Annotated in this window: 28 protein-coding genes and 1 tRNA gene; 11 read left to right on the forward strand and 18 right to left on the reverse strand. The window is 40.1% G+C overall.

Features of this window, described 5'->3' with window-relative positions; translation table 11 throughout:
* Positions 1-107: 107 nt before the first annotated feature.
* The 12 genes from VJ786_RS13520 to VJ786_RS13575 all read right to left on the reverse strand — a co-directional run bounded on the left by VJ786_RS13520 (position 108) and on the right by VJ786_RS13575 (position 7,566).
* On the reverse strand, positions 108-572 hold the full coding sequence (locus VJ786_RS13520) for a hypothetical protein (protein WP_336557885.1): 465 nt from the start codon (positions 570-572) through the stop codon (positions 108-110).
* Positions 569-1,738 carry a hypothetical protein gene (locus VJ786_RS13525; RefSeq protein ID WP_185213529.1) on the reverse strand — a complete coding sequence of 390 codons (1,170 nt, stop codon included), beginning with the start codon at positions 1,736-1,738 and terminating at the stop codon, positions 569-571. The genes VJ786_RS13520 and VJ786_RS13525 overlap by 4 nt, the downstream gene beginning before the upstream one ends.
* A 17-nt stretch (positions 1,739-1,755) precedes the next feature.
* Positions 1,756-1,974, reverse strand: coding sequence for a PRTRC system protein C (locus VJ786_RS13530; protein WP_115170673.1), 219 nt, complete (start codon positions 1,972-1,974; stop codon positions 1,756-1,758).
* Between the two features lie 18 nt (positions 1,975-1,992).
* The gene (locus VJ786_RS13535; protein WP_185213528.1) at positions 1,993-2,601 is read right to left on the reverse strand and encodes a PRTRC system protein E; all 609 of its coding nucleotides are present in this window, start codon (positions 2,599-2,601) and stop codon (positions 1,993-1,995) included.
* 11 nt (positions 2,602-2,612) lie between these two features.
* Positions 2,613-2,810: a hypothetical protein gene (locus VJ786_RS13540; RefSeq protein ID WP_177165079.1), complete on the reverse strand. Its 198-nt coding sequence runs from the start codon at positions 2,808-2,810 to the stop codon at positions 2,613-2,615.
* Entirely contained in the window at positions 2,810-3,034 is a 225-nt protein-coding gene (locus tag VJ786_RS13545; protein ID WP_185213527.1) for a hypothetical protein, read from the reverse strand. Before VJ786_RS13545 ends, VJ786_RS13540 begins: the two co-directional genes overlap by 1 nt.
* A gap of 18 nt (positions 3,035-3,052) precedes the next feature.
* Positions 3,053-3,391 carry a molybdenum ABC transporter ATP-binding protein gene (locus VJ786_RS13550; RefSeq protein WP_185213526.1) on the reverse strand — a complete coding sequence of 113 codons (339 nt, stop codon included), beginning with the start codon at positions 3,389-3,391 and terminating at the stop codon, positions 3,053-3,055.
* Between the two features lie 25 nt (positions 3,392-3,416).
* Positions 3,417-3,614, reverse strand: coding sequence for a DNA-binding protein (locus VJ786_RS13555; protein WP_115170672.1), 198 nt, complete (start codon positions 3,612-3,614; stop codon positions 3,417-3,419).
* Between the two features lie 52 nt (positions 3,615-3,666).
* Complete coding sequence (locus tag VJ786_RS13560) at positions 3,667-4,740, reverse strand: DUF932 domain-containing protein (RefSeq protein WP_185213525.1); 1,074 nt, start codon at positions 4,738-4,740, stop codon at positions 3,667-3,669.
* Positions 4,741-4,783: 43 nt separating this feature from the next.
* Positions 4,784-5,176 (reverse strand): single-stranded DNA-binding protein, encoded by a 393-nt coding sequence (locus VJ786_RS13565; RefSeq protein ID WP_185213524.1) that lies wholly within the window; start codon positions 5,174-5,176, stop codon positions 4,784-4,786.
* A 659-nt stretch (positions 5,177-5,835) separates the two neighbouring features.
* Entirely contained in the window at positions 5,836-6,111 is a 276-nt protein-coding gene (locus tag VJ786_RS13570) for a helix-turn-helix domain-containing protein (protein ID WP_115170670.1), read from the reverse strand.
* Positions 6,112-6,330: 219 nt separating this feature from the next.
* The gene (locus tag VJ786_RS13575) at positions 6,331-7,566 is read right to left on the reverse strand and encodes a site-specific integrase (protein WP_037459845.1); all 1,236 of its coding nucleotides are present in this window, start codon (positions 7,564-7,566) and stop codon (positions 6,331-6,333) included.
* Positions 7,567-8,025: 459 nt separating this feature from the next.
* Here VJ786_RS13575 and VJ786_RS13580 point away from each other — a divergent pair, with 459 nt between their 5' ends.
* The 8 genes from VJ786_RS13580 to VJ786_RS13615 all read left to right on the forward strand — a co-directional run bounded on the left by VJ786_RS13580 (position 8,026) and on the right by VJ786_RS13615 (position 14,643).
* Positions 8,026-9,357: a site-specific integrase gene (locus VJ786_RS13580; protein WP_336557886.1), complete on the forward strand. Its 1,332-nt coding sequence runs from the start codon at positions 8,026-8,028 to the stop codon at positions 9,355-9,357.
* Between the two features lie 103 nt (positions 9,358-9,460).
* Positions 9,461-10,120, forward strand: a complete 660-nt coding sequence (locus tag VJ786_RS13585; protein WP_336557887.1) for a hypothetical protein — start codon at positions 9,461-9,463, stop codon at positions 10,118-10,120.
* 145 nt (positions 10,121-10,265) lie between these two features.
* Positions 10,266-10,565, forward strand: a complete 300-nt coding sequence (locus tag VJ786_RS13590) for a helix-turn-helix domain-containing protein (RefSeq protein ID WP_185218274.1) — start codon at positions 10,266-10,268, stop codon at positions 10,563-10,565.
* An 83-nt stretch (positions 10,566-10,648) separates the two neighbouring features.
* Positions 10,649-11,611 carry an AAA family ATPase gene (locus VJ786_RS13595; protein WP_336557888.1) on the forward strand — a complete coding sequence of 321 codons (963 nt, stop codon included), beginning with the start codon at positions 10,649-10,651 and terminating at the stop codon, positions 11,609-11,611.
* A 72-nt stretch (positions 11,612-11,683) separates the two neighbouring features.
* Positions 11,684-12,637, forward strand: a complete 954-nt coding sequence (locus VJ786_RS13600; protein WP_336557889.1) for a DUF8464 domain-containing protein — start codon at positions 11,684-11,686, stop codon at positions 12,635-12,637.
* A gap of 72 nt (positions 12,638-12,709) precedes the next feature.
* Entirely contained in the window at positions 12,710-13,072 is a 363-nt protein-coding gene (locus tag VJ786_RS13605; RefSeq protein ID WP_336557890.1) for a plasmid mobilization protein, read from the forward strand.
* Positions 13,053-13,964 carry a relaxase/mobilization nuclease domain-containing protein gene (locus VJ786_RS13610; protein WP_336557891.1) on the forward strand — a complete coding sequence of 304 codons (912 nt, stop codon included), beginning with the start codon at positions 13,053-13,055 and terminating at the stop codon, positions 13,962-13,964. The genes VJ786_RS13605 and VJ786_RS13610 overlap by 20 nt, the downstream gene beginning before the upstream one ends.
* A gap of 4 nt (positions 13,965-13,968) precedes the next feature.
* Positions 13,969-14,643, forward strand: coding sequence for a hypothetical protein (locus tag VJ786_RS13615; RefSeq protein WP_336557892.1), 675 nt, complete (start codon positions 13,969-13,971; stop codon positions 14,641-14,643).
* A gap of 151 nt (positions 14,644-14,794) precedes the next feature.
* Here VJ786_RS13615 and VJ786_RS13620 read toward each other — a convergent pair whose 3' ends face one another.
* Together VJ786_RS13620 and VJ786_RS13625 are read right to left on the reverse strand one after the other, a co-directional pair.
* Positions 14,795-15,502, reverse strand: a complete 708-nt coding sequence (locus VJ786_RS13620) for a HEPN domain-containing protein (protein ID WP_336557893.1) — start codon at positions 15,500-15,502, stop codon at positions 14,795-14,797.
* A 1-nt stretch (position 15,503) separates the two neighbouring features.
* A complete protein-coding gene (locus VJ786_RS13625; RefSeq protein ID WP_336557894.1) occupies positions 15,504-16,622 on the reverse strand; it encodes a GmrSD restriction endonuclease domain-containing protein in 1,119 nt (372 codons plus the stop codon).
* A 224-nt stretch (positions 16,623-16,846) separates the two neighbouring features.
* On the opposite strand from VJ786_RS13625, the gene VJ786_RS13630 reads away from it, so the two are divergent.
* On the forward strand, positions 16,847-17,686 hold the full coding sequence (locus VJ786_RS13630) for a tyrosine-type recombinase/integrase (RefSeq protein WP_336557895.1): 840 nt from the start codon (positions 16,847-16,849) through the stop codon (positions 17,684-17,686).
* A 133-nt stretch (positions 17,687-17,819) separates the two neighbouring features.
* Here VJ786_RS13630 and VJ786_RS13635 read toward each other — a convergent pair.
* Positions 17,820-17,893: transfer RNA gene (locus VJ786_RS13635), tRNA-Pro, on the reverse strand.
* Between the two features lie 304 nt (positions 17,894-18,197).
* Here VJ786_RS13635 and VJ786_RS13640 point away from each other — a divergent pair.
* Positions 18,198-19,070, forward strand: a complete 873-nt coding sequence (locus tag VJ786_RS13640; protein WP_336557896.1) for a hypothetical protein — start codon at positions 18,198-18,200, stop codon at positions 19,068-19,070.
* 18 nt (positions 19,071-19,088) lie between these two features.
* Entirely contained in the window at positions 19,089-19,394 is a 306-nt protein-coding gene (locus tag VJ786_RS13645) for a Smr/MutS family protein (protein WP_336557897.1), read from the forward strand.
* Between the two features lie 6 nt (positions 19,395-19,400).
* On the opposite strand, the gene VJ786_RS13650 is transcribed toward VJ786_RS13645, so the two are convergent.
* From VJ786_RS13650 to VJ786_RS13660, 3 genes are all read right to left on the reverse strand, one after another.
* Positions 19,401-20,480, reverse strand: coding sequence for an SMP-30/gluconolactonase/LRE family protein (locus VJ786_RS13650; protein ID WP_336557898.1), 1,080 nt, complete (start codon positions 20,478-20,480; stop codon positions 19,401-19,403).
* Between the two features lie 179 nt (positions 20,481-20,659).
* On the reverse strand, positions 20,660-21,658 hold the full coding sequence (locus tag VJ786_RS13655; RefSeq protein WP_336557899.1) for a 3-keto-disaccharide hydrolase: 999 nt from the start codon (positions 21,656-21,658) through the stop codon (positions 20,660-20,662).
* A gap of 20 nt (positions 21,659-21,678) precedes the next feature.
* Positions 21,679-23,097, reverse strand: coding sequence for a Gfo/Idh/MocA family oxidoreductase (locus VJ786_RS13660; protein ID WP_099367295.1), 1,419 nt, complete (start codon positions 23,095-23,097; stop codon positions 21,679-21,681).
* Positions 23,098-23,109: the final 12 nt, after the last annotated feature.

The following is a 23,109-nucleotide window of genomic DNA, read 5'->3' on the forward strand; positions in this document are numbered from 1 at the left end:
TCCTGATGTCCGTTAAAGCCTACTTTAAGATACGAAAAAAGGAGCAGAAAACTGTTGTTTTCCACTCCTTTTTTTAGCCCAATCTAAAAGAGGACTTTTTCAGTGCCCTAGTAATGCAATGGCGTTTTTTCGGTGGGTCGCCTGTCGCTTGCCAAAGCGAATACGGTAAGACTGCTTTTGTTAGCTATCCAAAGCATTGCAGGTACTTGTGCCTTTCCGTTGGTTATGCCCAGACCGTCCACAAAATACAGTTGCCTTTGCTGTGCTTTTGTGTACCATAGCACCGTGCCTTTATCGTTACTCGGGTTGATATGCAGAACATTTGTCGGCAAAATTCCCTTTGGCTTTAAAAAAGCTTGGCTCTTTTCTTCATCGGTCTGTAAAGACTTCGCCAAAACATTGGCTTCCTTTACGCTCAAGGGATGGGCGTTGATAGGGTTGCCGCCCCTGTCCATATCGAAATGCTCTACATACATTGATTTTTCTGTTCCTTTGGCTTCGTAAAAAACCAAAGCGGATTTTGGGTGGTATAATGTCCCGAAATCTTCGGTTATATCTGTTGCATCGTTCATTTTTCTACTGTTTTATAGTTGTGCAATAGTGTACATAGGTCATCCAATAACACAAAAAGACGATTTTCAAAATCAAGATTGTTTGTGGTTATTTCAATTCCGTCAAATTGTTTGGTAATGGTCGGTTCTTCTATCGCTCCGTACTCGTTAAATTCGTTGTTGATACTGTCCGAAAGACTTTCATATAGCCAACCTTTGGTATCAGCGATAAAGGAAATATACTTTTGCATTCCTATGACCTCATTTTCGTAATCATCGTCATAAGGGTCTTGCTCGGGAATGGGTGCGTTTCTGAAAACGGATGCTGTAGGGTATTCCGTATAGAGGTCAAACGCATTACAGGCTATCTGCCAACATTCCCTGTCGAATGTGTCACGGCTTTTAAAAAGGTTTAAACGCTGTTCAAATACCGTTAAATTGATACGGTTGAATAGCCTTTGTGCTACGCTGTCGCCAATATATTCAGCAATCGAAAATTCACGTTTGTAGGTTTCCATTTCTTCTGTTTCATCGTCCTGTTCTACCCAATCTTTGTGCATCTCATATAGCCAATACAGATAGCTTTCTTCTTGCCTGTAATACGGAATATCCGCAATGTGGTACAGATAACTGTAAACCGAAATAAGTAATTGGGCATTCTTCTTATGCTTCGGGTCGTGAAGCATTTTAAAGAGTGGAACAATGGGGATATAATACAGGGTCGTACCTGTATCATACTTTTCCTCACTCACAAAAAAGGTTTTCTGACTGTCCTGTATCAGTTTTAAACTATCCCAATTTGCAACGGTTCGTTTCAATTGGTTATCCATATCCCACATAGCCAATACCATATTGTAGGGATAGCTGTAATCCTGTCGGGTCTGCATCGGTTCAATGCTGTAATGCCTGGCAAGTTTGGAAAGGGACTGATAAAAATCCCTTTCCGTTTTCTGACAAACCTGTACGGATTGTGCCGTTTTCAGTTTCGGCAGAAACGTACACTTTAGAAAACCATTGGTAGCATTGCTATCGGTACGGATTTCCCTTTGTCTTCCCGAACTTCGTTTGCATCTTTTGGTCTTTGCATCCAGTCTGCGAACTCGCCCAACTGTCGGTGTAATTGCCGTTGCCTTTTCTGTTCGGGTATGCTGATTGTTCCCAATATTTTGTTGCGTTGCATAATTCATTGCTTTTAAATTTTGGTTTAACCTTTCGTACCCATTACGCTTTCAAACCTGTACTCGACTGCATCGTCTTTTATCTTGGGTGCCGATACCTTTGCAGTCGTCAGTATCGGATACAAATTGGCGTAATAATTCATCACGGCTTCCACGCTCCAACGTGGTTCGGGGTCAGTCAATGGAATATCCTGTCCTTTATCTTTGAGTATGAAAACTCTCGGTAATACTGTTGCTAATAACATAATGTTCGTTTTTAATTGTTAATATTCTACTTCTTCGTTTGTTGTATTTATTGGGCAATAGGTAGCAACCTCCTCCTTTTTTGGCGGTTCGGGTTGCTCCTCCGTTACTCCACCAAAAAGGCTCGGTGTCCCGAACTTGTCGGACAATGACGTTTTGCGTTTGCGTATCTCGTCCGCTTTTTCGGGAAACTCCGTAATGTCGGGTACTTTCATCCACGCTTCACGGAACTTGCCCTCTTTATCCAACTCGTCCACCTTTACCATACCGTCTTTGTACTTCTTGTCTTTGGTTTCTTTTTCCTTTTTGGCTTTCTCGGTTTTCTGCTTCTCCATTTCGGATTGCAGTTTGACGGTTTCCATTTGCTTCATAAAGGCTTCCATATCCACCATTAAACCCGATATGGCTTTAATTGGTGCGTTTATCTGCTCAAAAAATCCCTCGTCAAACTCCTGCGGAGTGGCGTTAAAAATCAATGGGGGAATGAGGGTTTTCGCACTATCTCCGCATTGCTCATTGTTGAGCAATACTGTTACGATTAGTTTGTTTTCTATCCCCTTAGAAATGTTCAGTTGCAATATTCCTGTAAAATCCAACTGCTGTACTTGATTGAAAAAATTTGTGTTCATTGCTGTGAGTTTTAATGTGTTGTTACTTGTTCTTTGATGGCTGTAAGTTTCTCGTACATATCCGCCCAATAGGTTTTTTGCCTCTTGTCGAACTCGGAAAAACGCTCGTCCTCGTGGCGGTATTCTTTGTACCGCCCTGCTATTTTTATGGCTTCCTTTAAATCCGTTACTTCGATTTGGCAACCGTTTAAATCTGTTACGTACATCATTAATCGTCTTTTAGGATTACCATCGTGTTATGATTAAAGGCATAGTCAAACGCACCGTTTGATACGCTATGCCTTCTTCGCAGTTCCACGCCCTCATCATCCCAACCAAAATCGGGAAGACCGTTTACCCTTGCCACAAGCTGTGCATTGGTCAAATGCTTAAATCGCTCCCTGCAAAACTTTTCAAGGTCTGTTTCTTTGGTAATTCTATCTGTTGTTTCCATCTTTGATTGCTTTAAGTGTTAATGACTGATTTCTGCTATTTGGTCAATCCTGCCATAGATTATACTCCGTAGGCTCGTTTTGTAGGGTGCGCTGTATTCCTGCCAACTGTCGTACTGCTTCACTACATAGGTTTTTAGAATATCATCAAACCCAAACCGATAACCCATTAGGGGAACTGCCCTGTTAAAAAAGGCGTTTCGGTTTACCGCTTCCGCAATCCAATTTTTCTCGGCTCGGCTTAGCTTCTCGCCCTTGTTCAGTTTTTCCCTTATCTGATAGACCTTTGAGGTTTTCAGCGTTTCCAATTCGGGTACTTCGTGGCTGACAAATTTTATCGCTATGGCGTTCGTTTCCATTGTAACTGCTTTTGAATGTTATGCGTTAATCTTCGGTGGCATAAACCCCATTTACATAGTAGCCGTATAATTTTTCCCAAAGGCGTACTAAACCGTTCGTGTCTATATAGAAATGCTCTGTACGATTGCAGTAAATGATAAATACGCTTTCGCCTTTGTGCTTCTTTTCAAGGCTCTTGGCTCTCGCCAAATTTTTGGCTTCCTCTATTGTTATCGCTTTCATAAAACTTATTTTTAACAGGCTACCACCGATTGTGGCGGTAGCATGTGATTATCTAATTGAGGTTTAGGATTTCCGCACCGTCTGTCGCAAAGGCTGTACATAGGTCAAATGCTTTTTGTCCTTTCATTTGAGCCGTTCCACCCAATACAATACTCTGTAACTTGGCTTCGTCATCCCTGTAATTGCGTACATTTTGGAAGTAGCCTGTAACAGCATTGTATGCTCCGAACAATGTGCCTTTTGTAGTGTCCATTTGTTGCGTATCACTCGTCATTGCATACGCAAACGCATCGTTCACGGTATTTTTAAACATTGTTGATATTTCGTCTTCAGCACCTTTTTTGATGAGCTCAAGGGTTTCTTTGTTCGGGCATAGTGCCAATTGGATTAGCTTTCTGACCTCTTGGTCTGTTGCCCTTATCGTTGTCCAGTCATTGAAAATACCCTGTAGCTGGTCGCTCAATGTGTTGGCTAACCCCATTATCCTGTGTGCATTCTCGATACGCTGTTTTGCTCCCGATGTGTGCTTGATACGGACTACATTGGTCATATTCCGCAATGAAGCGTTAAGGGTGTTTTGGCAAACGATACGGATAGGCGTAAACGCTGCGGTAATACTTCCGCTTCCGTCGTGGCTTGTGGTAAGGAAGATGTATTTTTCCGTAACATCATCGCCATTGCCTACACGGATATAGTCGGGCAATTTGGCTGTGATAAAAATGCGTTCGCCTTTGCCCAATGCCCCTGCGGTTTCGTACAGAATACCCTCGCCACCTCCTACGATAGCATCAAAGAAACTGAACGCTTCACGGTTTTGTACGATGTGGTAATCTTTACCCACTACGCCCAATACGGCATTGTTATCGGTGCGTATGTTGGCGAAACAGTTAGGTACTTCCAGTTCGTTACTGCCTATCTCGATACCGTCTGCGGTTTCGGTAATGCCCGAACCTTTGGTAAACAGAGGGGATTTGACTACCTCATAATCTAACCCTGCGTGTCGGATAGCTTCCTCGCTTGTGGGGTACTGCTCTACGATTTGCCCCAGACCGTGCCACGCTTTTTGCTGAACGCTAAAGAATGAATAACGTCCTGTTTTCTCGTTGTAATTGATGTTATGTGCCATAATGCTAAAATTTTGATGTTGAAAAACGATTGAATATTCGTTGTTAAAATGGGAGGTCGTCCTCGGTTGATATTCCTGCAATGCTGTTGTTTTCTGCTTTTGCAGTAGCCTGTACGGTTTCGGCTCTATTGCTACCTCCGTGCAATTTGATTTGTGAGGTATGGAAATTAAGTCCTGCTCTTGGTTCTCCGTCTTTGTTTACCCACGCTCTCGGACTTACACGCCCTGTGAGTTCTACCAAAGTGCCTTTTGTCAGTAGCCTTGCCACGTTTGGAGTTATCCAGTAGGCACAATCGAAGTAGGTGGTTTGCTCTACTCGTTCGCCCTGTTTGTTACGGTAGCTGTCGTTTACCGCTACTGAAAAGTTTACCACCTGTTTTTCGTTCGACAATGTGCGTACTTCCGCATTTCTTGTCAGTCTGCCTGTGATGTTCATTTTCGCTGATTTTTAATGATTGATATTTGATTTAATTTTTCTGATTTATTCGGTAATGAGAGGAGGTGCTGTTTCGTTTCATTACCATTTTTAATGCTTATAATTTTCATAACTGACATTTTTTTTATTCGTCCAAAGAGCCGGAGTATGCTATGTTTCGTTTCACGAGCATAAAAGGTTCGTGTTTAGCCGACACAAGGTTTTGAAAAATAAATACTACCCAACGGGTGGAGATTTTTTTTCAAACTTGCTTGACCTTTTGGCGGTGTTAAGAACACGGAAATACCTTTGCTCTTGAAATGGGACAATAGTGCATACAGGCTTCTTTGAATAAAAGAAATGTGGAAGCCGAGAAAATTGCATTAGAAAATGGTCTGTTTTGAATTGAAATAATACTTCCAATTCGTCGGATTGATAAATGTTTTCTTAAGGTGTGGTTCTCAAAACCACAGAACAGGGATTTTAAAAATATCTGAAAATGGGAATAGCGGAGAGGTTTTTTTTTAAAATTTCTGTTTCAGAAATAGCCGGAAAGCTCTTTTACTGCGAGGATATTGCTATGGGAGGTAAATGTGCTTTGGCTGCAAAAAGTACGGGCAAAAAAAAAGCAGGATCGTCAAATCCTGCTTGCTATCATTTATTTTTTAATATTTTAATCCCTAACTCCCATCAACACCATCCATTAGTTTCCGGATATCTTCATACCGATAATACATCAATCCACCGATTTTCGTGAAGGGTAACGTTCCGTTTAGCCGAAGGTTTTGGAGTGTCCCCGCTGAAATCCCCAATAATTCTCGGATCTCGTAACTCTTGAGCCATTCCCGAGGCTCCTTTTCGGTTTTTCTCGGATGTGGTCTATTTCTCCTGATTTCTTCAAGAAGTTCCTTTTTAAAGCTATCTAAGTCTTCTTTAGTGATAAGTTCTACTTTCATTTGCGCTGCTTTTTAATGTTTCTAAATTCTCTCCTCTAGAACAGAATTGATTTATGGTCTTTTCTGTCTTTACGGATACAAATGAACCAAAAGTATCTACGAATTTGATCAACATGGCAGTCAGTGGTTGCATTTGGCGTCCAAAGGCACACATATAGTATTGCATCCATTAAAATTACAACCTTACCTCGTTTCATTTCAATAATGACCTAGAAGTATCTAATCCTGGGAAGCCATTCTAACCTCTAACTTGTGCATATCCTCACTTAGCTTATGTTCCAACACCTTAGCATAAATTTGGGTGGTACGTATAGATGTATGGCCAAGCATTTTACTCACCGATTCAATTGGCACACCATTGCTTAATGTCACCGTTGTAGCAAAAGTATGTCTTGCGAGATGGAACGTTAAATTTTTATTGATGCCGCAAATTTCTGCGATCTCTTTTAAATAACCGTTCATTCGCTGGTTGGATATGACAGGGAAGATCGTTCCATTCGCCTCAGCTACCGGATGCCCTCTGTACTTCTTAAGAAGATCTGAAGCCTCGGGCAGCAAAGGAACTCGAACCGTTGTATCGGTCTTTTGTCTTTTTGTCGTCAACCAATCTTTTCCGTCGATTCCTTTTGAAATATTTTCAGGGGTCAGGTTAAAAATGTCGATGTAAGCAAGACCTGTATAGCAACTAAAAATGAACATGTCCGACACGGATTGCAGACGCTCTATTGAAAAGGATTTATTAAGCAAAACAGTTAGCTCCTCTTTTGACAAATGGCCTCTTTCTACCTTTTCAAACCGAAGTTTGTATTTGGCAAATGGATCCCTAACCAGCCAATCCATCGTAACAGCCAAATTGACCATCTTCCGCAAACGTTCCATATGTTTCATCACCCCATTATTATTTATGGGCTTATGATGATCTTTAGGTTTGTAGTCATTAAGGAAGTTTTCAAAATCCAAAATGAACCGATAGTTCAGTTCATCCAACGGTATGTCTTTTTTTCCATATTTTTGTTTTATAAATTTTTGAATATAGGTTTCGGTGGTATAATAATTTTTCATGGTACCGGGGGCAAGCTTACTTACTGCCACTTGTTTATGGTATTCCACTAGCTTTAGAAGAGTCATTGTTTCCTCTATGTCCTCGCCTAGGTAGACAGATTTAACCGCTTCAATGGTAACGGTTTTATTTTGCTGCACCAACTGGTGATAACAATCGAAAATAAGGGAGCGTACCTGCTCCATGTGGCTGTTCAGCTTTACGATTTCTTGGCGTTTTCCTTTTGCTCTTCCTTTTACTTCGTCCCAATTGTTGATCGATACTTTGCTTTTTAAGGAAATTTCAGTTCTACGGCCGTTTACTGTAATCCTTGCATAAACAGTGGCCATTTCATCTTTCTTGTTCTTGGGCAACCGTAACACGAATTGAATCCCAAAAGTGTTTTTACTCTTCATATCCATTTATTTTATGTTCAACTGATACACTTTAGTGCAGTTCTCTCAATCCAACTATTGGATATGATGCAGTAAAGAAGTCAAACAATAATAAATAGCATCAAAATAAATGTTGTAAATAAATGATTTACAGTTATTTATAAGCTATCCGGTGAGTAAATATAAAACTTAAAAAGACTCACCGTTTAACTCACATTTAGATTGATATTTATTGGGGTTTCCTGATATAATATAAAACAAAAAACCCTCAAATTCATAGAATTTGAGGGTTTTTGACCTTACTTAGTGTAAGTGTTGTCGGGGTGGCAGGATTCGAACCTTTATCATATTTTAATTTTACTTTTCTTATTTTATTCTGATTATTAGTAGTTTAAGATATTATTACCTATCTTTATCCAACCTTACAAAGGTGAAATATGGTAATATTAAGCATTTCTGTCCGAAATATGTCCGAGAAATATGAAAGTAAATTTTTATTTAGACAAGCCCTATAACCCCCATATTGCGCCTGAAAAGATCAAACACGAACTGGCCAAGGTTGGAGGGAAAAAGAAAAACCTTGCACAGAAATTCTGGAATCCATCGCCCACTGCGCTGTATCTCTTCTTTTCACCGGATAAATCCTGTAGGATAAAATACAGGACAAACTATAAGATATTGCCCAAAAGTTGGGATTTTGAAAAGGAAAGGCTTAAACCAAGTGCCAGCGGAGCGTTGGAATTCAATGTTGAACTGAACAACCTTGCTAATCTCTGCATTCGGGAAGCGATGGGCAAAAAAGACAAAAACCAGTTTCTTTCCAAAGATGATTACAGACAGATCGTAAAAGGTTGTATCGACAGGGACAATGCGGTAAGCAACGAAATATCCATTTCCCATCTGAAAACACAGTTCCTGTCCTATAAATCCAATTTTGTCAAAGAAGGCACACTAAAAGAATACAGGACGGTTTTTAAAGGTCTGGAAGACTTTGAAAAACAGAAAGGTATAAATCTTGTCCTTAGGGAACTGGATAGCAAATTTCTTGACCAGTTTGAGGTATTCCTAAGCAAGAAGAGGAATACGAACGATGAAGAAAAAGAAGGTTTGCTAAATGACACCATACATAAATACATATCCACGTTGAAGGTATTCCTAAAGTGGTGCAACGATAATGATTATCTGGTGCATCCCGACGTTTTCAAAACGCAGAAAACAAATTTCAAGAAGAAAGCCTACAATGAAATTATTGCCCTGTCCGAAGCCGAAATAGAAAAACTGATGAACCAAGATCTTTCAGACAGACCCAGTCTGGAAAGGGTACGGGATCTGTTCTGTCTATTGTGCTACACAGGGCAAAGATTTGAGGATCTGATCAACTTCGATCCAAAGGACATAAAAAACAATGCTTGGGACTTTATTTCGGTAAAGGTCAAGAAAAGGGTAATCGTACCTTTTGAGGGGTACATAGCCCCTGCAAAGGATATTTTGGAACGTATCGGTTACAACGTACCCAAGATTTCCAACCAGAAGTTCAATGAATATATAAAGACGGTCGGAAAACTTGCCGGACTGGACGAGACTATCAAGATAACGAGGTATTCGGGCAAGCAAAAGCTGGTGATAGAAAAAAGGAAGTACGACTTTCTATCGAGCCATGTCGGCAGGCGATCAATGGTAACGAACCTGCTAAGCAGAAACGTACCGATCACCCTTGTGCAGAAACTAACTGCACATTCCGACATACGGACTTTAATGAAATATGAATCAGCAAGCACAGATTCGTTAATTGACGCACTCAATAAATTTTAATATTATGGCAGACAGATTTTTTAAATACAAACAGGCTTTCAACTCTTCAAACCATTATTTCGATATCGGCCTCCCCTTATTAAGTTTTTTACAGCCCAGATCAATGTCAGACAAACACTTTGTAAACAAAGTACTATTACTGCATCCAGAAAGATTCACGCCCTATTATGAATATCATTTAGATTACTTTGTCAAACAGAGTGACAGTAAAAACGAAGAAAAATTCTTCAAAAAAGTGATCGCTGTATGTGAAGATGAGATAGAACATTTCAGATCAAAGGCAAAAAACAGTTCGTATTTCTGGGACAACAAGAAAAAATACGAAGGATATATCGAAAAGGTTGAAAACTTTATTGACAGGCTGAAATCACGTGACGTTTGGGGAATTATCGGTACCGAAAGTGAGCGAAACCAGCGATTGATACAAGAGATCAAAATCCTAAAACAACAACTGGAAGATTTTGTAGTAGCTCCACAACATAAGATTAAAGTAAGGTGTGCCGATAAAAACCATCTGTTTAGCCTGTTTGAAGCTATTGGTGCAATTCCGAACACTTCTTTAGAACCTACCGATCAAGAAACTATGTTTTCCGAGCTTCCGTACAGAACATGGGCTAAGTTAGTTTCAAATCATTTCAAAATCAATGACGAAGAAATACCATTGGGAACCGCACTGAACTACTTTGACAGTACCACTTCACTAAGGGAAAAAGATCGAATTTTCGAAATTAAAGTATCCAATCGAAAACCAAAGAACAGCTGAAGAACAGTTGTTTAGATTTTATTTTTGCCTTTCACCCCCCGAAAGGCATTAAAAAATGGCCATAAAGCCAACTTTGCTCATGTTAATTCACTCGAAGAAAGTGGCCACGACTTCGGATCATTAAACGTGTAAACATGAACAAAGTATGATTCAATTTGACCAAAAAGCCCTTAGGGACTGCATCAAAGATGCTGTAAGGGAAGAACTTCACCTTTTTATTTCAGATGTGAAGCACACATCGGACAATACCGAGAACAGGTCTTCCGAAAAACTATTGACCAAAAAGGAAATGGCGGACGAACTTGACATTTCACTCGTTAGCCTGACCGAGTGGATGAAGCAGGGACGTATCCCCTACATGCGTATGGGAAAGCGGATCTATTTCAAAAAACAGGAGGTAGTGGCTTCAATGGCCGGCTTCAACCGGAACAAAGGAGGTAAATAATGATCTCGTTTAACCAGGACACAGCCACGGCACTGGACAGGGCTATAGTAAAAATAACAGATGAATTTTTAGAACCTCCTATCATGATAACAATCAGCAATTCCGATTCCGTTATCGGTACATTAGGGAATTTCAGCGCATCCACGGGAAAGGCGAAGAGCAGGAAAACATTCAATGTGATTTCATTGGTGGCTGCTGCATTGAGCGGAAAACAGATATTACAATACAAGGTCAAAGTTCCCATAAACCGTCCATTGGTGCTGTACTGCGATACAGAGCAGAGCAAGTTTCATTGCCACAGGTTGCTTTCAAGGGTCTACAAGCTCATAAATTACCCGACAACGGAAGTCCATGAAAACCTAAAATTCATATCCTTGAGGGAATACCCCACCAAAGAGCGCATTAGTATCCTCGAATATGCCCTGTCCAAATATGCGGGCAGGATAGGTCTGGTGATCATAGACGGGATCAGGGATCTTGTTTACGACATCAATAATGCAACGGAAGCCACTGAAATTACCGGCAAGCTGATGAAATGGTCACAGGAACTAAATATCCATATCCATACCGTACTACACTTAAACAAGGGAGATGACAACACAAGAGGCCATTTGGGGACTGAATTGAACAATAAGGCAGAATCCATCTTACAGGTCACCAAAAGCGATCTGGATGCAAACTACAGCACCGTGGCCCCAAAGTTCATCAGGGATATCGAGTTTGAGCCATTTACCTTTTATATAGATGACGGTTTGCCTGTACTGGACGAGAACTTTGACCTGTCAGGCACTGCATCGAGAAAAGGCTTCGACTATCAGGAGCTTTCCAAAGAGAACCATCGGGAAGTGTTACAGGAAATGTTTAACGATAGCGAAATAACCTGCAGTTATGATGACTTTGTGCGAAGATTAAAGGACGCTTATCTAGCAAAAGGCTTCAATTTCGGCATCAATAAAGCCAAACAGCTAAAGACTTTTCTGGAAAACAAACGGATGGTCATCAAGAACGATAAGACCTACCGGTTTAACCCTGAATTCTACTACTAAAAAAACAGGTTTAGTTTAGTCCGCCCCTATACAGTAATAGACTAAACTAAACCTATTTAAAAGACTACAATTATGACATGTGATGAACTTAAGCGAATACCGCTCATATCCATATTAAATTATCTGCAGATTCCATGTACCAGAATGAACAGCCGTGAAGCATGGCTTAGAAACCCATTCAACGAAGGAAATGAAAAAACCGCTTCTACCAAGGTGGATATCCATAGGAACATCTGGTATTCTCATTCGGAGGGATTCGGAGGTAACAACATCGATTTCCTGATGAAGTTTTTGGATACGAACAATCTATCCACTGTATTAGACTGGGCTGATGAAAGAAAAAACATCCTTTCTTTTCATCAGCAGACCGTGTTGGATAAAGTGCCGTTTGTGCAACAGGAAAATAATCGGACGTACACCATACTATCCGTAAAACCACTTACAAACAAAGCGTTGATCGACTATCTGACCGATGTACGCAAAATAGATATTGAACTTGCCAGCGCATTCTGTCAGGAAATCTATTACAGGACGGCAAATGGACGGACGTACTTTGCCGTCTGCTTTAAAAATGATGCAGGTGGATACGAACTGCGCAACAGCTATGACAAACGCTCCCTATTGACAAAGGGGATCACGACGATCGGTAACGGTAGCAAAGATGTTGTACTGTTTGAGGGCTTCACAGATCTGCTGTCCTTTATGACGTTAAAAAAGAATACAGGTAAGCCATATCTAAATACGAACTTCTGTATCCTGAATACGACCGCCAATCTGCAAAAAGCTTATCCATTCTTAGAGCGACATAACGGAATAACAAGCTATTTGGACACAGATAGCAGTGGTTTAAAATCGTACCACAGCTTGCGAAGCCATTTTAAGAAAACGCACACCGTAAGAAATGGAATGGAAGAACTGCAGAGGCAAGACAACCGGATCAAGGATGTCAATGACTACCTGATATTCAGATCACACAAAGAACAAATTCATAGCACCCAATCGGGAAGAAAGCTATCGAATAGGTAGGAAGCAAGGTTGTGTTTTGGTGACCCCAAAACCTATTTGCTCCCGATGGTCACATCTAAAAGTAACAATAAAATGAAAGACACCAAGAACAAAGGCGGAAGACCCGCACTGGAAAATAAAAAGAAGTTTAGGATCAATGTCCGCTTTGATGAAGCGGAACATAAAAGGGTTCTACAGAACGCACAGACCGCAGGCATGAGCAAATCGGAATGGGTGCGCAAAAGTGCTATCCTGAGAAAGATAGCACCGAGGTTTACCGAAGAACAGCTAAAAGCGTTCAGAGCAATTACAGGAGCATCCAACAATCTCAATCAGCTAACTAAAAAAGCCCACCAGACAGGATTGCTCGACGTTGTAACTGAGTGCCGGAATACGATCAGCCATATCAACTATTGTATCGATAAACTGTTGCACCATGATAGCGAAGATAATTGAGGGGCGGTCATTTGGAGGATGCGTTGGGTACGTGCTAAAGAAAGACAGTGAGATTATCCATGCAAATGGATTGCGGACGGATTCGGCAAAGACCATCGTACAGGACTTTAATTTTCAGCGGATGCTAAATCCAAGATTGGGAAAGGCAGTTGGGCATATCATCCTCTCATGGAATACCGCAGATAAGAACAAGCTGAACAATGACATCATGATATCATCAGCCAAGCGGTATCTCTCCAAAATGGGGATCAGGGATACCCAGCGTCTGATGGTCAGACATCACGACCGCAAACACGATCATATCCACATTATCTATAACCGGGTGGACGATCAGGGCAAGACCATATCCAATAGCAATCATCGGTATAAGAGTTTTAAAGCCTGTAAGGAGCTGAATGCCCTGTATGGCTTTAAGCAGTCCGAGGGAAAGCGGAACGTCAACAGGGGACGTCTCAAAGGCAACGACAGGACAAGATACCAGATTTACGATACCGTGAAGGCGGGTATCCGTAACAGCAGGAACTGGCCGGAACTACAGAACTATATCCGCTACAGGGGAGTGGAAATGCAGTTTAAATACAGATCGGGAACGAATGAGGTGCAGGGCATTTCATTCAGCAAAGACGGACAAACATATCGGGGATCGGCCATTGACCGCTCATTGAGCTATGGACAAATCGACAGTGCTCTAAATGGGATCGATAACGCTGTGAAACAAAACCATCGGATGGAAGGCAATTTTTCGACAGACCGCTCTATGGTTACCAATATTGGGGAAACCATGGGTTACTTAGCATCCGCTCTGTTTTCGATCCCTGAAATTGCACCGGAGCAGGAAGATCCAGTCATCAAGAAGCGAAAAAAGAAAGAAAATTACAGGTTAAAACGTTAAGAATATGCGCACAGAATTAGAAAACTTACAGCAACAGGTAAACAATTTAGAGGAGAATACAGACCTCATTACACAGGACATCGTACGCATCATGCCAACAATTGTATCCCTGCTTTCCGAAAACGAGAAGAATATGAAGGAATTTCATGATACACGCGCAAAGGATCAGGAACTGTTACCCCAGATTCAGACTTTTATGAAGCGTGAAAATGATGTACTGTCAAGGATCGTTAAGGATTATGGTTCATTGCAGAATCTGGCTGTTCAGATTGCAGATGCTACAGGAAAAGAGGTCAACAGATTGGTTGACAAGGAAAAAGAGATTGTCTCAAAGTTCGCTGAAATCCCTGATCAGGTCGATGTAAGTCATCATTACGAAATTGATCTGAAATCCACGCCAGTCATTATTATAATGATAATGTTGTCGATAATTATTTCTTTGGGTTTAGGCACTCTATATGAGAAAAACAGGCAACTGGATAATAGAAAATCATACGAAATGCGTTACCGAATGATGGGATTGGAGTTGCCAAATGTTACATCGCATATCGATTCCACCTACTCTCTTGACCCCGATAAATTCCATGCTTTGGTGATTAAAAGGGAAGAAGAAAACAAATTATTAAACAGCATCGAACGAAAACGTCAAGAGATTGAGAACTTAAGCAATTCTGAATAACGGTTTCGGGCTTTGCGTTCGGGCGGGTTTCGGAGCACAAAGTTTCAATTTATTACTAAAGTTCATTCGAAGCACAAAATTCCAAGTTTGCACGTCAGCCCGCCTGACGCAAAACCCGTGTTATCGGCTGGCGTTCTACTCATCAATGATGTCATTTTTTTGCTGTAACTAATAAGTGTTTTATGTGTTTATCAAATTCCTTGTCGAGTAACTCTGCGAGAATCTTTAGAAACTTAATTGCTTCTTTTTGAGAAGCTTTTGTAATATTAAGTGTATCGGCTGTATGAGCAACAACGTGTCTAACATTCACAATTTCATTTAGCTTGTCTTCAATAAACGTCGCAGCAACTGCATTTCCCCATTTAGTTTCAAAATCGGTTTTGATTATATTAAAAATATCGGGTAACCCAACTTCCTTGAATTTTGTTTTGACCGTGTCTCCATTTGGGTTGCTATTAGTGTCAGAAAAGGTTGCAGGATTTATGTGTTCGCCAATTAAATGCCTACAAGCTGTAAGAACCGAATCTATTCTGTCAACTTTTTGGGTTGTAGATCCATATTTTGGTCCTTTCATAGGAGCGTTAAGTCCATCAAATACTATTTTAACTTTTAGATTGTCCGGTAATTTTTGCAAGTCAATTGTTGGAGGACTTGTATTTAATCTTGCAATATTTTCTTCGAAAAGCCTTCTAATATAAAACTCAAATGATGCAACCATTAAGACGGCTGCACCACCCCTTAACCCCATTTTGAAAGGTTGGTCAGCTTGTCTATTTCTTGCATACTTTTCTGTTTCAATTTTTCGCAAGGAAATAGTAAGTTCTATTGACTCTTTGAATTTGTCAAGTGCTATTCCCATATTAAAAATGGTTATTTAGAATTTCTTTCAGCTTATTAATTCTGTAGTGAAATCGAACTGGTGTAGCTGTTGAGGATTCTATGGATTCAATGAATGCCTTGTCTTGGGTAAATAGATTTTTGAAGTCGGCAAGAATAGCTTCTTTATGTTCAATAATCTGTTCCTTATTCTTGCCATACAAAGCAAACATTTGCATATCATAGATTGGTGCGGAAATCTGTTGTTTCCACTTGTTACTTTGAGGAATCCATCGTCTAAATGCTCCTTCTGTGCCAAATACCTTTTGAACAATATCTAAAGTGTCTTTAAACTCTTTTTCGAGTTCATTAACTTTTTCTTCCTTTAGACTTTGATTTTCGTCGAGATAATTGTCCAAAATATTTTTAAGACCACCACCGTAATTTGAGAACGTGTCTTTAAGTGCAAAAAATCTTAAGACTAATTCTGCATCCTTCATTTCTTGATAGATTCTGGATTTAGTTTTCGACTTAATTCCCATAATCTTATGAAATGATTTATCTTCTGATAGGTCTAAAATCTTGTCATTCAAAAGACCAGGGAAAGCACTGTTTCTGATTTCTTGAGCATTAAGTTTTACACCACCTGTATTTAACCGTTGAAATACTTCATATTTTATGTCTTTATCAGACTGCCTTAAAATAATAATTGCCCTAACAGTTGCTCTTATTTTTAATGAGTTTTGAAACTCAATTGGCAAATCAAAGAAATTCAAATCATTTAAGTCTTTAAAAACAAGCAAGCCTTTTAAAGTCAGTTTTCCGGTTATAAACTCGTGAATTGCAGACAATCTTTGTTTTCCATCTATGACACTATATTTACCAAAGTCATCTTCGTTTAAAAATATAGGTGGAACAGGAACATTCATTAAAAATGATTCTATTAGTTTCGATTTACGAACATCATCCCAACGAAATCTCCTTTGATATTTCGGAGCAAGGTCAATAACCCTTTTTGTAATTAGGTTAGTGAGTCCTTCTAAATTGTAGTCAATTGTGCTGGTAAGAAGCTCTCTTTGTTTTTTGTCCAAAAAGTTTACTGGCGAAACATCTTCCGATTGATTGTCGGCTTCTTCAATGTCGTTTTTATATTCTTCTGTCATATTACCTATTTATTTTTTTTAACTGTTATTTGTCTTATACGCTTGCCGTTAACAGTTCTTTTTCACGAAACTAATATACAAAAATATTCGCTAATCCATCTCTATAAACGAATTGCGTGTCACAAGCATTAAATATAATACAATACGCTATTATTTAACCGTTTGATTAATATAAAAATCATGAATAGCGAAACAAATCTTATTATTTCCTAGTTATTGTAAATATGGAAAGCGAAGTTATATTGAAAACATTTCAAACAAAATTGAATACACAGAGATATGCCAAGAATACTATTAAGTCATATATGGACTATGCTAGCCTATTTTTGAAGCATCTCAATGAATATCCATCCTTAAAAGATGTGCCCGTGAGAGCTATAGAATCTTTCATCAACGAAAAAGTTCAAAAAGAGCAGATCAGTGTTTCCTATCAGAAAGGTTTAGTTGGGGCTATTAAGAAGCTATACGAATTGACACTTAACCAAAAGGTTCAGCTCGATTACTTATATCCCAAAAGATCGTTTTCTAAACTGCCCAAATTCTTTTCCAAAGAAGAAATTCGACAATTATTAGATAGCACCAACAATATTAAGCATAGAGCGATATTAATGACCATTTATAGTTGTGGCTTTCGCCTAAACGAATTGCTGAACCTCAAGATAGAAGATATACGATCTTCTGAAAAGATTATCCGAATCAACCAAAGCAAAGGCAACAAAGCCCGGATTGTATCCTTACCAGATAAATTACTGGATATTTTAAGAGATTATTATTTGATTTATAAGCCTACAAACTACCTTTTTGAAGGAGAAAAAGGAAATCGATACAGTGAACGTAGCGTGCAACTTGTATTGAAAAAATCATTAGCTAACGCGAAAATAAAAACCGAAGGCACAGTACATACATTACGTCATTCGTACGCTACACATTTAATTCAATCTGGTATTGATGTCCGAATTGTTCAGGAACTGCTCGGTCATGAAAACATAAAAACAACCATGATCTATACACACATTACCGATATTGATAAAAAGCGCACCCCTAGTCCACTTGATTTTTTATAATTTCTCCAAAAAAAGCTTGACACGCATGATTTTATACAGCCTATTCTATCTTAATATTGAGCTGAGAAATAAACGTATTCTGCCCGAAATATGTCCGAAAATAGGAAAAGCCACTGATTATCAGTGGCTTTCGTCGGGGTGGCAGGATTCGAACCTACGACCTCCACATCCCAAATGTGGCGCGATACCGGGCTACGCTACACCCCGAAAAGGTATCACCTTTGTTTTGTGTGGCACAAATATACAATCTTTACCCGTCACCTTCAAGCCCCTCATTAAAACATTAAATTAATCCCTTGATTAGTTGGACAATAATTTAACATTCACAATCATCAAACCCTAAAACCTATCCTCTTTATACAAATATTCAATAAACTAACACAAATCCCCATGTATAATTGTTGTTAATAAGACATAAGAATTGATGGTAAAATTTGGATGCTGTCGATAATTAACCGAAGTTTGAAACATAATAAAATTGAAAGACATGAGATTCAGCATAGGGTATATAATGCTTGTATTATTTTTTGCAAGTTGTGTGTCCAACAATGAGAACAAAACGGACTCTTCGGATATCCGAATCGTTGATGGAAAAGAACACGTACTTACCAAAGCAGAAAAACTAGAAGACTATATCCTGGCATTGGATTCAAGCGATGTGAACAGCGTAAGCAAGGCCACTGCAAAATTCAAGGAGCTTTTCGAAGATAAGGAGGATACCTTGATGAATGATCAAGGCGTATCCATCATCTTGGACTACTTGGATAAAGTTTCCCTATATGCCAATCGGAATGTATTCGATGATAAAACAAATTATGAATCCTTAGTGGGAATTGAATTTGATGGAGGAAAGAAATCCGTTCCATCTGAATTGGAATCTGTTTATAAAGCCATCAATAGCAACGGCTTCCGCGTAAGGCAATCCGAAGGGATGTTCAGCCTTCAACAAAACCCATTCTACCTTCAGGAACAGTTTTACCCTTATATCTCTTCCAACTTCGAAATCTACCTTCAGCAATTAGGAAAAGAGAATATGGAGGGGTATGCGGAAGATGCGGCCATCGCCATTCCCTACCAATCTTTGGTCCAAAGGGTGATCTGGTGGGAAGATTTCTCAAAAGCAACGCAAAACACCGTTGTAGGCGAAGAGGCAAAAGAGCAATACAATAGGTATTTCACTACCCTGACCATTGGTATGGACAACACCCCGGCCATTGAAAGTGAACAGATAGCCGCTTATTTTCAAGATGCCTATAACTACCTGGAAGATTTTGCACCGCAATCGCAGACCTATCAGCGCCTAAAAAATTATATCGCGTTATTGGAATCCGAAAAGATTGATTCAGCAAAAGCATTGGTACCCGGAATTCTGAACGAACAATAATTAGCTATTTCCCATTCCATGGCTAGATCCCTTGCCCGCCCACCTAAAACTGTCGATTTGCATGCTGAAGCTTTTATCGGCGATTTAGATAGTTACGAAATCGATGAGTTATTGGCGGAAAGCCTGGATCATTTGAGAGAAATGTTGGATGCCGCCATCTATTGGGGATATCCCGAGATCAAATTTATCCACGGAAAAGGTAAGGGAATATTAAAAAAGTTAGTTTATGAAGAATTGCGGTACTATAAAAGTACCGGTTCCATTAGCCATTACCACCCCTCCTATCAAAACGAGGATATTGTTGTTGTTCAGATCGGTGTTTAGGAGTTATTATAACACCTTAACGCGATACACCTGGAAAGGATACTCAACCCTATCCTCACCATTATTCCAGTTTGGAAGCAACTGCATCTGCGCACAGGAGAAATAAAGATATCCATCAGATCCTACACCTAATGAATCCGGCCAGATCAATCTACTATCCTGAACGACCATTTCTAAACTTCCTTCCGGAGTCAATCTTCTGATCGAGTAATCCAAAGAAGTCGTCAGATAAATATTTCCTTCCTTATCAGCTACCAAACCATGGGTAATACCAACTTCCCCCATATCTTCTACTTTACTGATCAGTTCTTTATCTGATAATTCCCTATCCACCAAATATTGTGTTTCTATTCGATAGAGATGATGGGCATTGATAGGTTTAAAATAGAACCATTTATTATCCTTTGTCAATGCAATCCCATTCACATTCGATTTGAAAGGATTGCCCTTCGCATCCCGCATTTCCTTGCCCTGATAAGAAAGAACAACCTTCGGATCTGCCTTCGTAAATCGGCTGTTTTTGAGCACGGTCCTTGTCTTGCCTGTTTTTAAGTCCAACACTACAATTCCCGCTTGACCCGGATCTGAAAAGTAAGCCATGTGCTTTTCTGTATCCACCCGAACATCATTCAAAGCAGACTTTTCCTTGTCCAGATCTTCAAATACATATTTAGAAACCGAATTCTGATCAGCAAGGTCGATTCCATAAAGGGTGAATTTCCCACCATCTTTTTCATCTGAACTTCCTTTTCCAAAAATGGAGCTGTTGGAGGCAGGTTTTGAGTCCAGTACCCATAGCACATCTTTTGTATCCACATAAATATCCTGAACATTGATAAAATCAGTTTGTTTCAGGATAGGATCCTCGCCATTTTTAGCCGAAGGAAAAGCAGTACGCTTACCATTTACGATTTCGGCCAAACCCATGGTATAAGGCTCTCTTTTTGGGAAGGAAACAAACACCCGATTATCCGAGCTCACGGAAACACCTATAGGCTGCGATTTATCAAAGGATGAAACGACCTCTAATCTGGGGTCCTTTAGATTATTTAAGTCTTTGTTCTGGGCAGAGAGAGGATTGTTCATGGCAAAGTAAATTAACATACTCGATGCAAAATATTTGGGAATTTTGAGATAGTCCATCTGAAATTAATATTGAAGATTATACAAGATTTTGTATAATAGAACAAAAACCAGGCATATTTGTTCAAAAAAAACTGCCTTTATTGGAATTATAAAGGCAGTTTTTCTGACATATAAATTGATTATTTAGCGGGGGTAATCGTGATTTTGCGGAACTCGATAGGTCCATGGTCACCTTGGATATAAATCGGTCCAGGTTCGCCTTCCTTGCTATCCAACGCGCCACCCGTAATTCCAGGGATTTCCTGATTACTGATCACCGTTTTTCCATTCGCTACGATGGTCACCAATCTTCCAACCAAGGTAATTTCCATTTTCTGCCATTCATTTGGTCCCAATGCCACCATCTCATTTGGCGCTAAGAAACCATAGACACCTGCAAAAAACAAGGCTCCGGGATGTCTATCTTTAGGAGAGTCCTCGATCTGAACCTCGTAACGACCTCTTAAGTATAAGCCTGAATTACTGCCTTCTGGATACCTAAACTCCACATCGATCTTGAAATCTTCATATTTGTGCTCGGTGATCAGGTTGGCACCAGCTGCTTCATTGGTCAGGATACCATCCTTTACTACCCATTTATTGTTCTCATTCGATGGTTTCCAATTCGTCAGATCCTTTCCATTGAACAGTTCCACTGGAGTTCCCCAAGTAGGTACATTCGCACGTACAAGATAAGGCGCTTTAACACCTGTAAAGCTATACTTTTCGCCTTTGTTCGAGGTAATTGTACCTTTCAGTCCGCCAGCGGCCAATTCTCCTTCAATAACGAAATCACCTTCACCACCTTCCCATTGTGGAGGAATGGCAAAGGAGAACTTTCCATTGGCCAATTTTATATGTGAGATTGGACGGCTACTGCCACTATCCCCTACCCAATATCCTACCAAGGTAGAGAAACCGGACAACTTGATTTCAATCCAGGAAGGAACTTGATTTCCACCTTTATCAACGGTCAAATCCCATCTTCCCAACAGGTCTTTGGATTCTTCTGGAATGGTTTGTGAGGCTGGATTATGCACTTCTTCTTCTTTTTTCTCTTGCGCACCAGAATTACATGATGTTAATGTCATTCCTAACATCCCTGTAAATGCTAGTCCATAAGCTAATTGTTTGATCATCTCTTATTTATTATTTTATTTTATACGATATAATATTGTTCCCAACCTTTTTTAGGTGGTGGCCCCATCAGGAGCGCATTCGCAAATTTATCATTCACGATCTCTTTTTTCTCTCGATCGAATTTAAAGGTCGTATTTAATCTCTGTGCTATCACGCCCAAGCAGAACACTTGGCTTAAAGGCCCAGCAATTTCAAAAGGCGAACGCGTTTTTTCCTGCCCCATACAGGCTTTCAGGAAGTTCGCAAAATGGTTGGAAGGCGATTTCGCTACTTCCGGTAATTTTGATGCCATATCTTGCGCCTTTTCCTCCGGAATGATACTCAATGTACTTCCATGTGACCCTCCTTTGAACGTTAAATCCTTGGAATATATTATTTTACCAGGATTCAATTTGGCAGGTTCCATTTTTCCGGTACTTGGTGGCGGAATATTTGGATCCAGACCAGAAACGCCATACCCATTTGGGATAGGCGGCAGGTTATCCAAACCATCATACCACATGATATCCAAAGCAGGCATGCGCTTACGTTTCGGGAAACTGAATTTTAAAGTAGAAGACATCGGAAAAAAGAAAGAATTATGACCATCTAATTTTATGGCCGAAACTTCCGATGGTAGACCCAGATCCAAAAACTCATGGGCGGTATCCAAAATATGGGCTCCCCAGTCACCTAAGGCTCCCATTCCAAAATCAAACCAGCAACGCCACTGGCCGTTGATAAAATCCTTATTGTAATTATGTCCTAAAGTCTGCATCTGCCACAGATCCCAATCCAATGTACTTGGAATTGGTTCTGCGGTGGGAAAATTCTTCATGTTCACATCCCAGCCATGCCAACGCCTAGGCATGTTCATATGCCCTACAATCTGTGTTACATCCTTAATGATGCCTGCATCCTTCCACGCTTTGAATTGGAAATAGTTGGCTTCTGAATGTCCCTGGTTACCCATTTGGGTCGCCAATTTAGGGTTTTTCTTTGCTTTGGCCATCATCAGCTCCACTTCCTGGAACGTTCTTGCCATCGGCTTTTCTACATATACATGCTTACCCAGATCCAGGGCCATCATGGTAATCGGGAAATGCGAAAAGTCGGGCACTCCGACGGATACCGCATCGATCTGACTCCCCATCTTATCAAACATCACTCGGAAATCCTGAAAGCGAGGAACCTCCGGAAATTTCTCTAGAATTGCCTGAGTATGCTTTGCACCCATATCGGTATCACAAAGCGCCACAATATTACAAAGCCCGGTCTTGTGGAATTCCAAAAGAATCTCTGCAGCCCTGTTTCCAATCCCTACAGCCGCTAAATTAACGCGCTCATTGGGTTTGGCCATTAAGATATTGCCGATGCCACTATGGGCCAATGTTACTGCTCCCCCAGCAATTACCGACTTCTTAATAAAACTTCTTCGGGAAAAATGATGGTTCATCATTTGAACGTCTAG

This window comes from Sphingobacterium tenebrionis, assembly GCF_037126265.1.
GTDB lineage: Bacteria > Bacteroidota > Bacteroidia > Sphingobacteriales > Sphingobacteriaceae > Sphingobacterium > Sphingobacterium tenebrionis.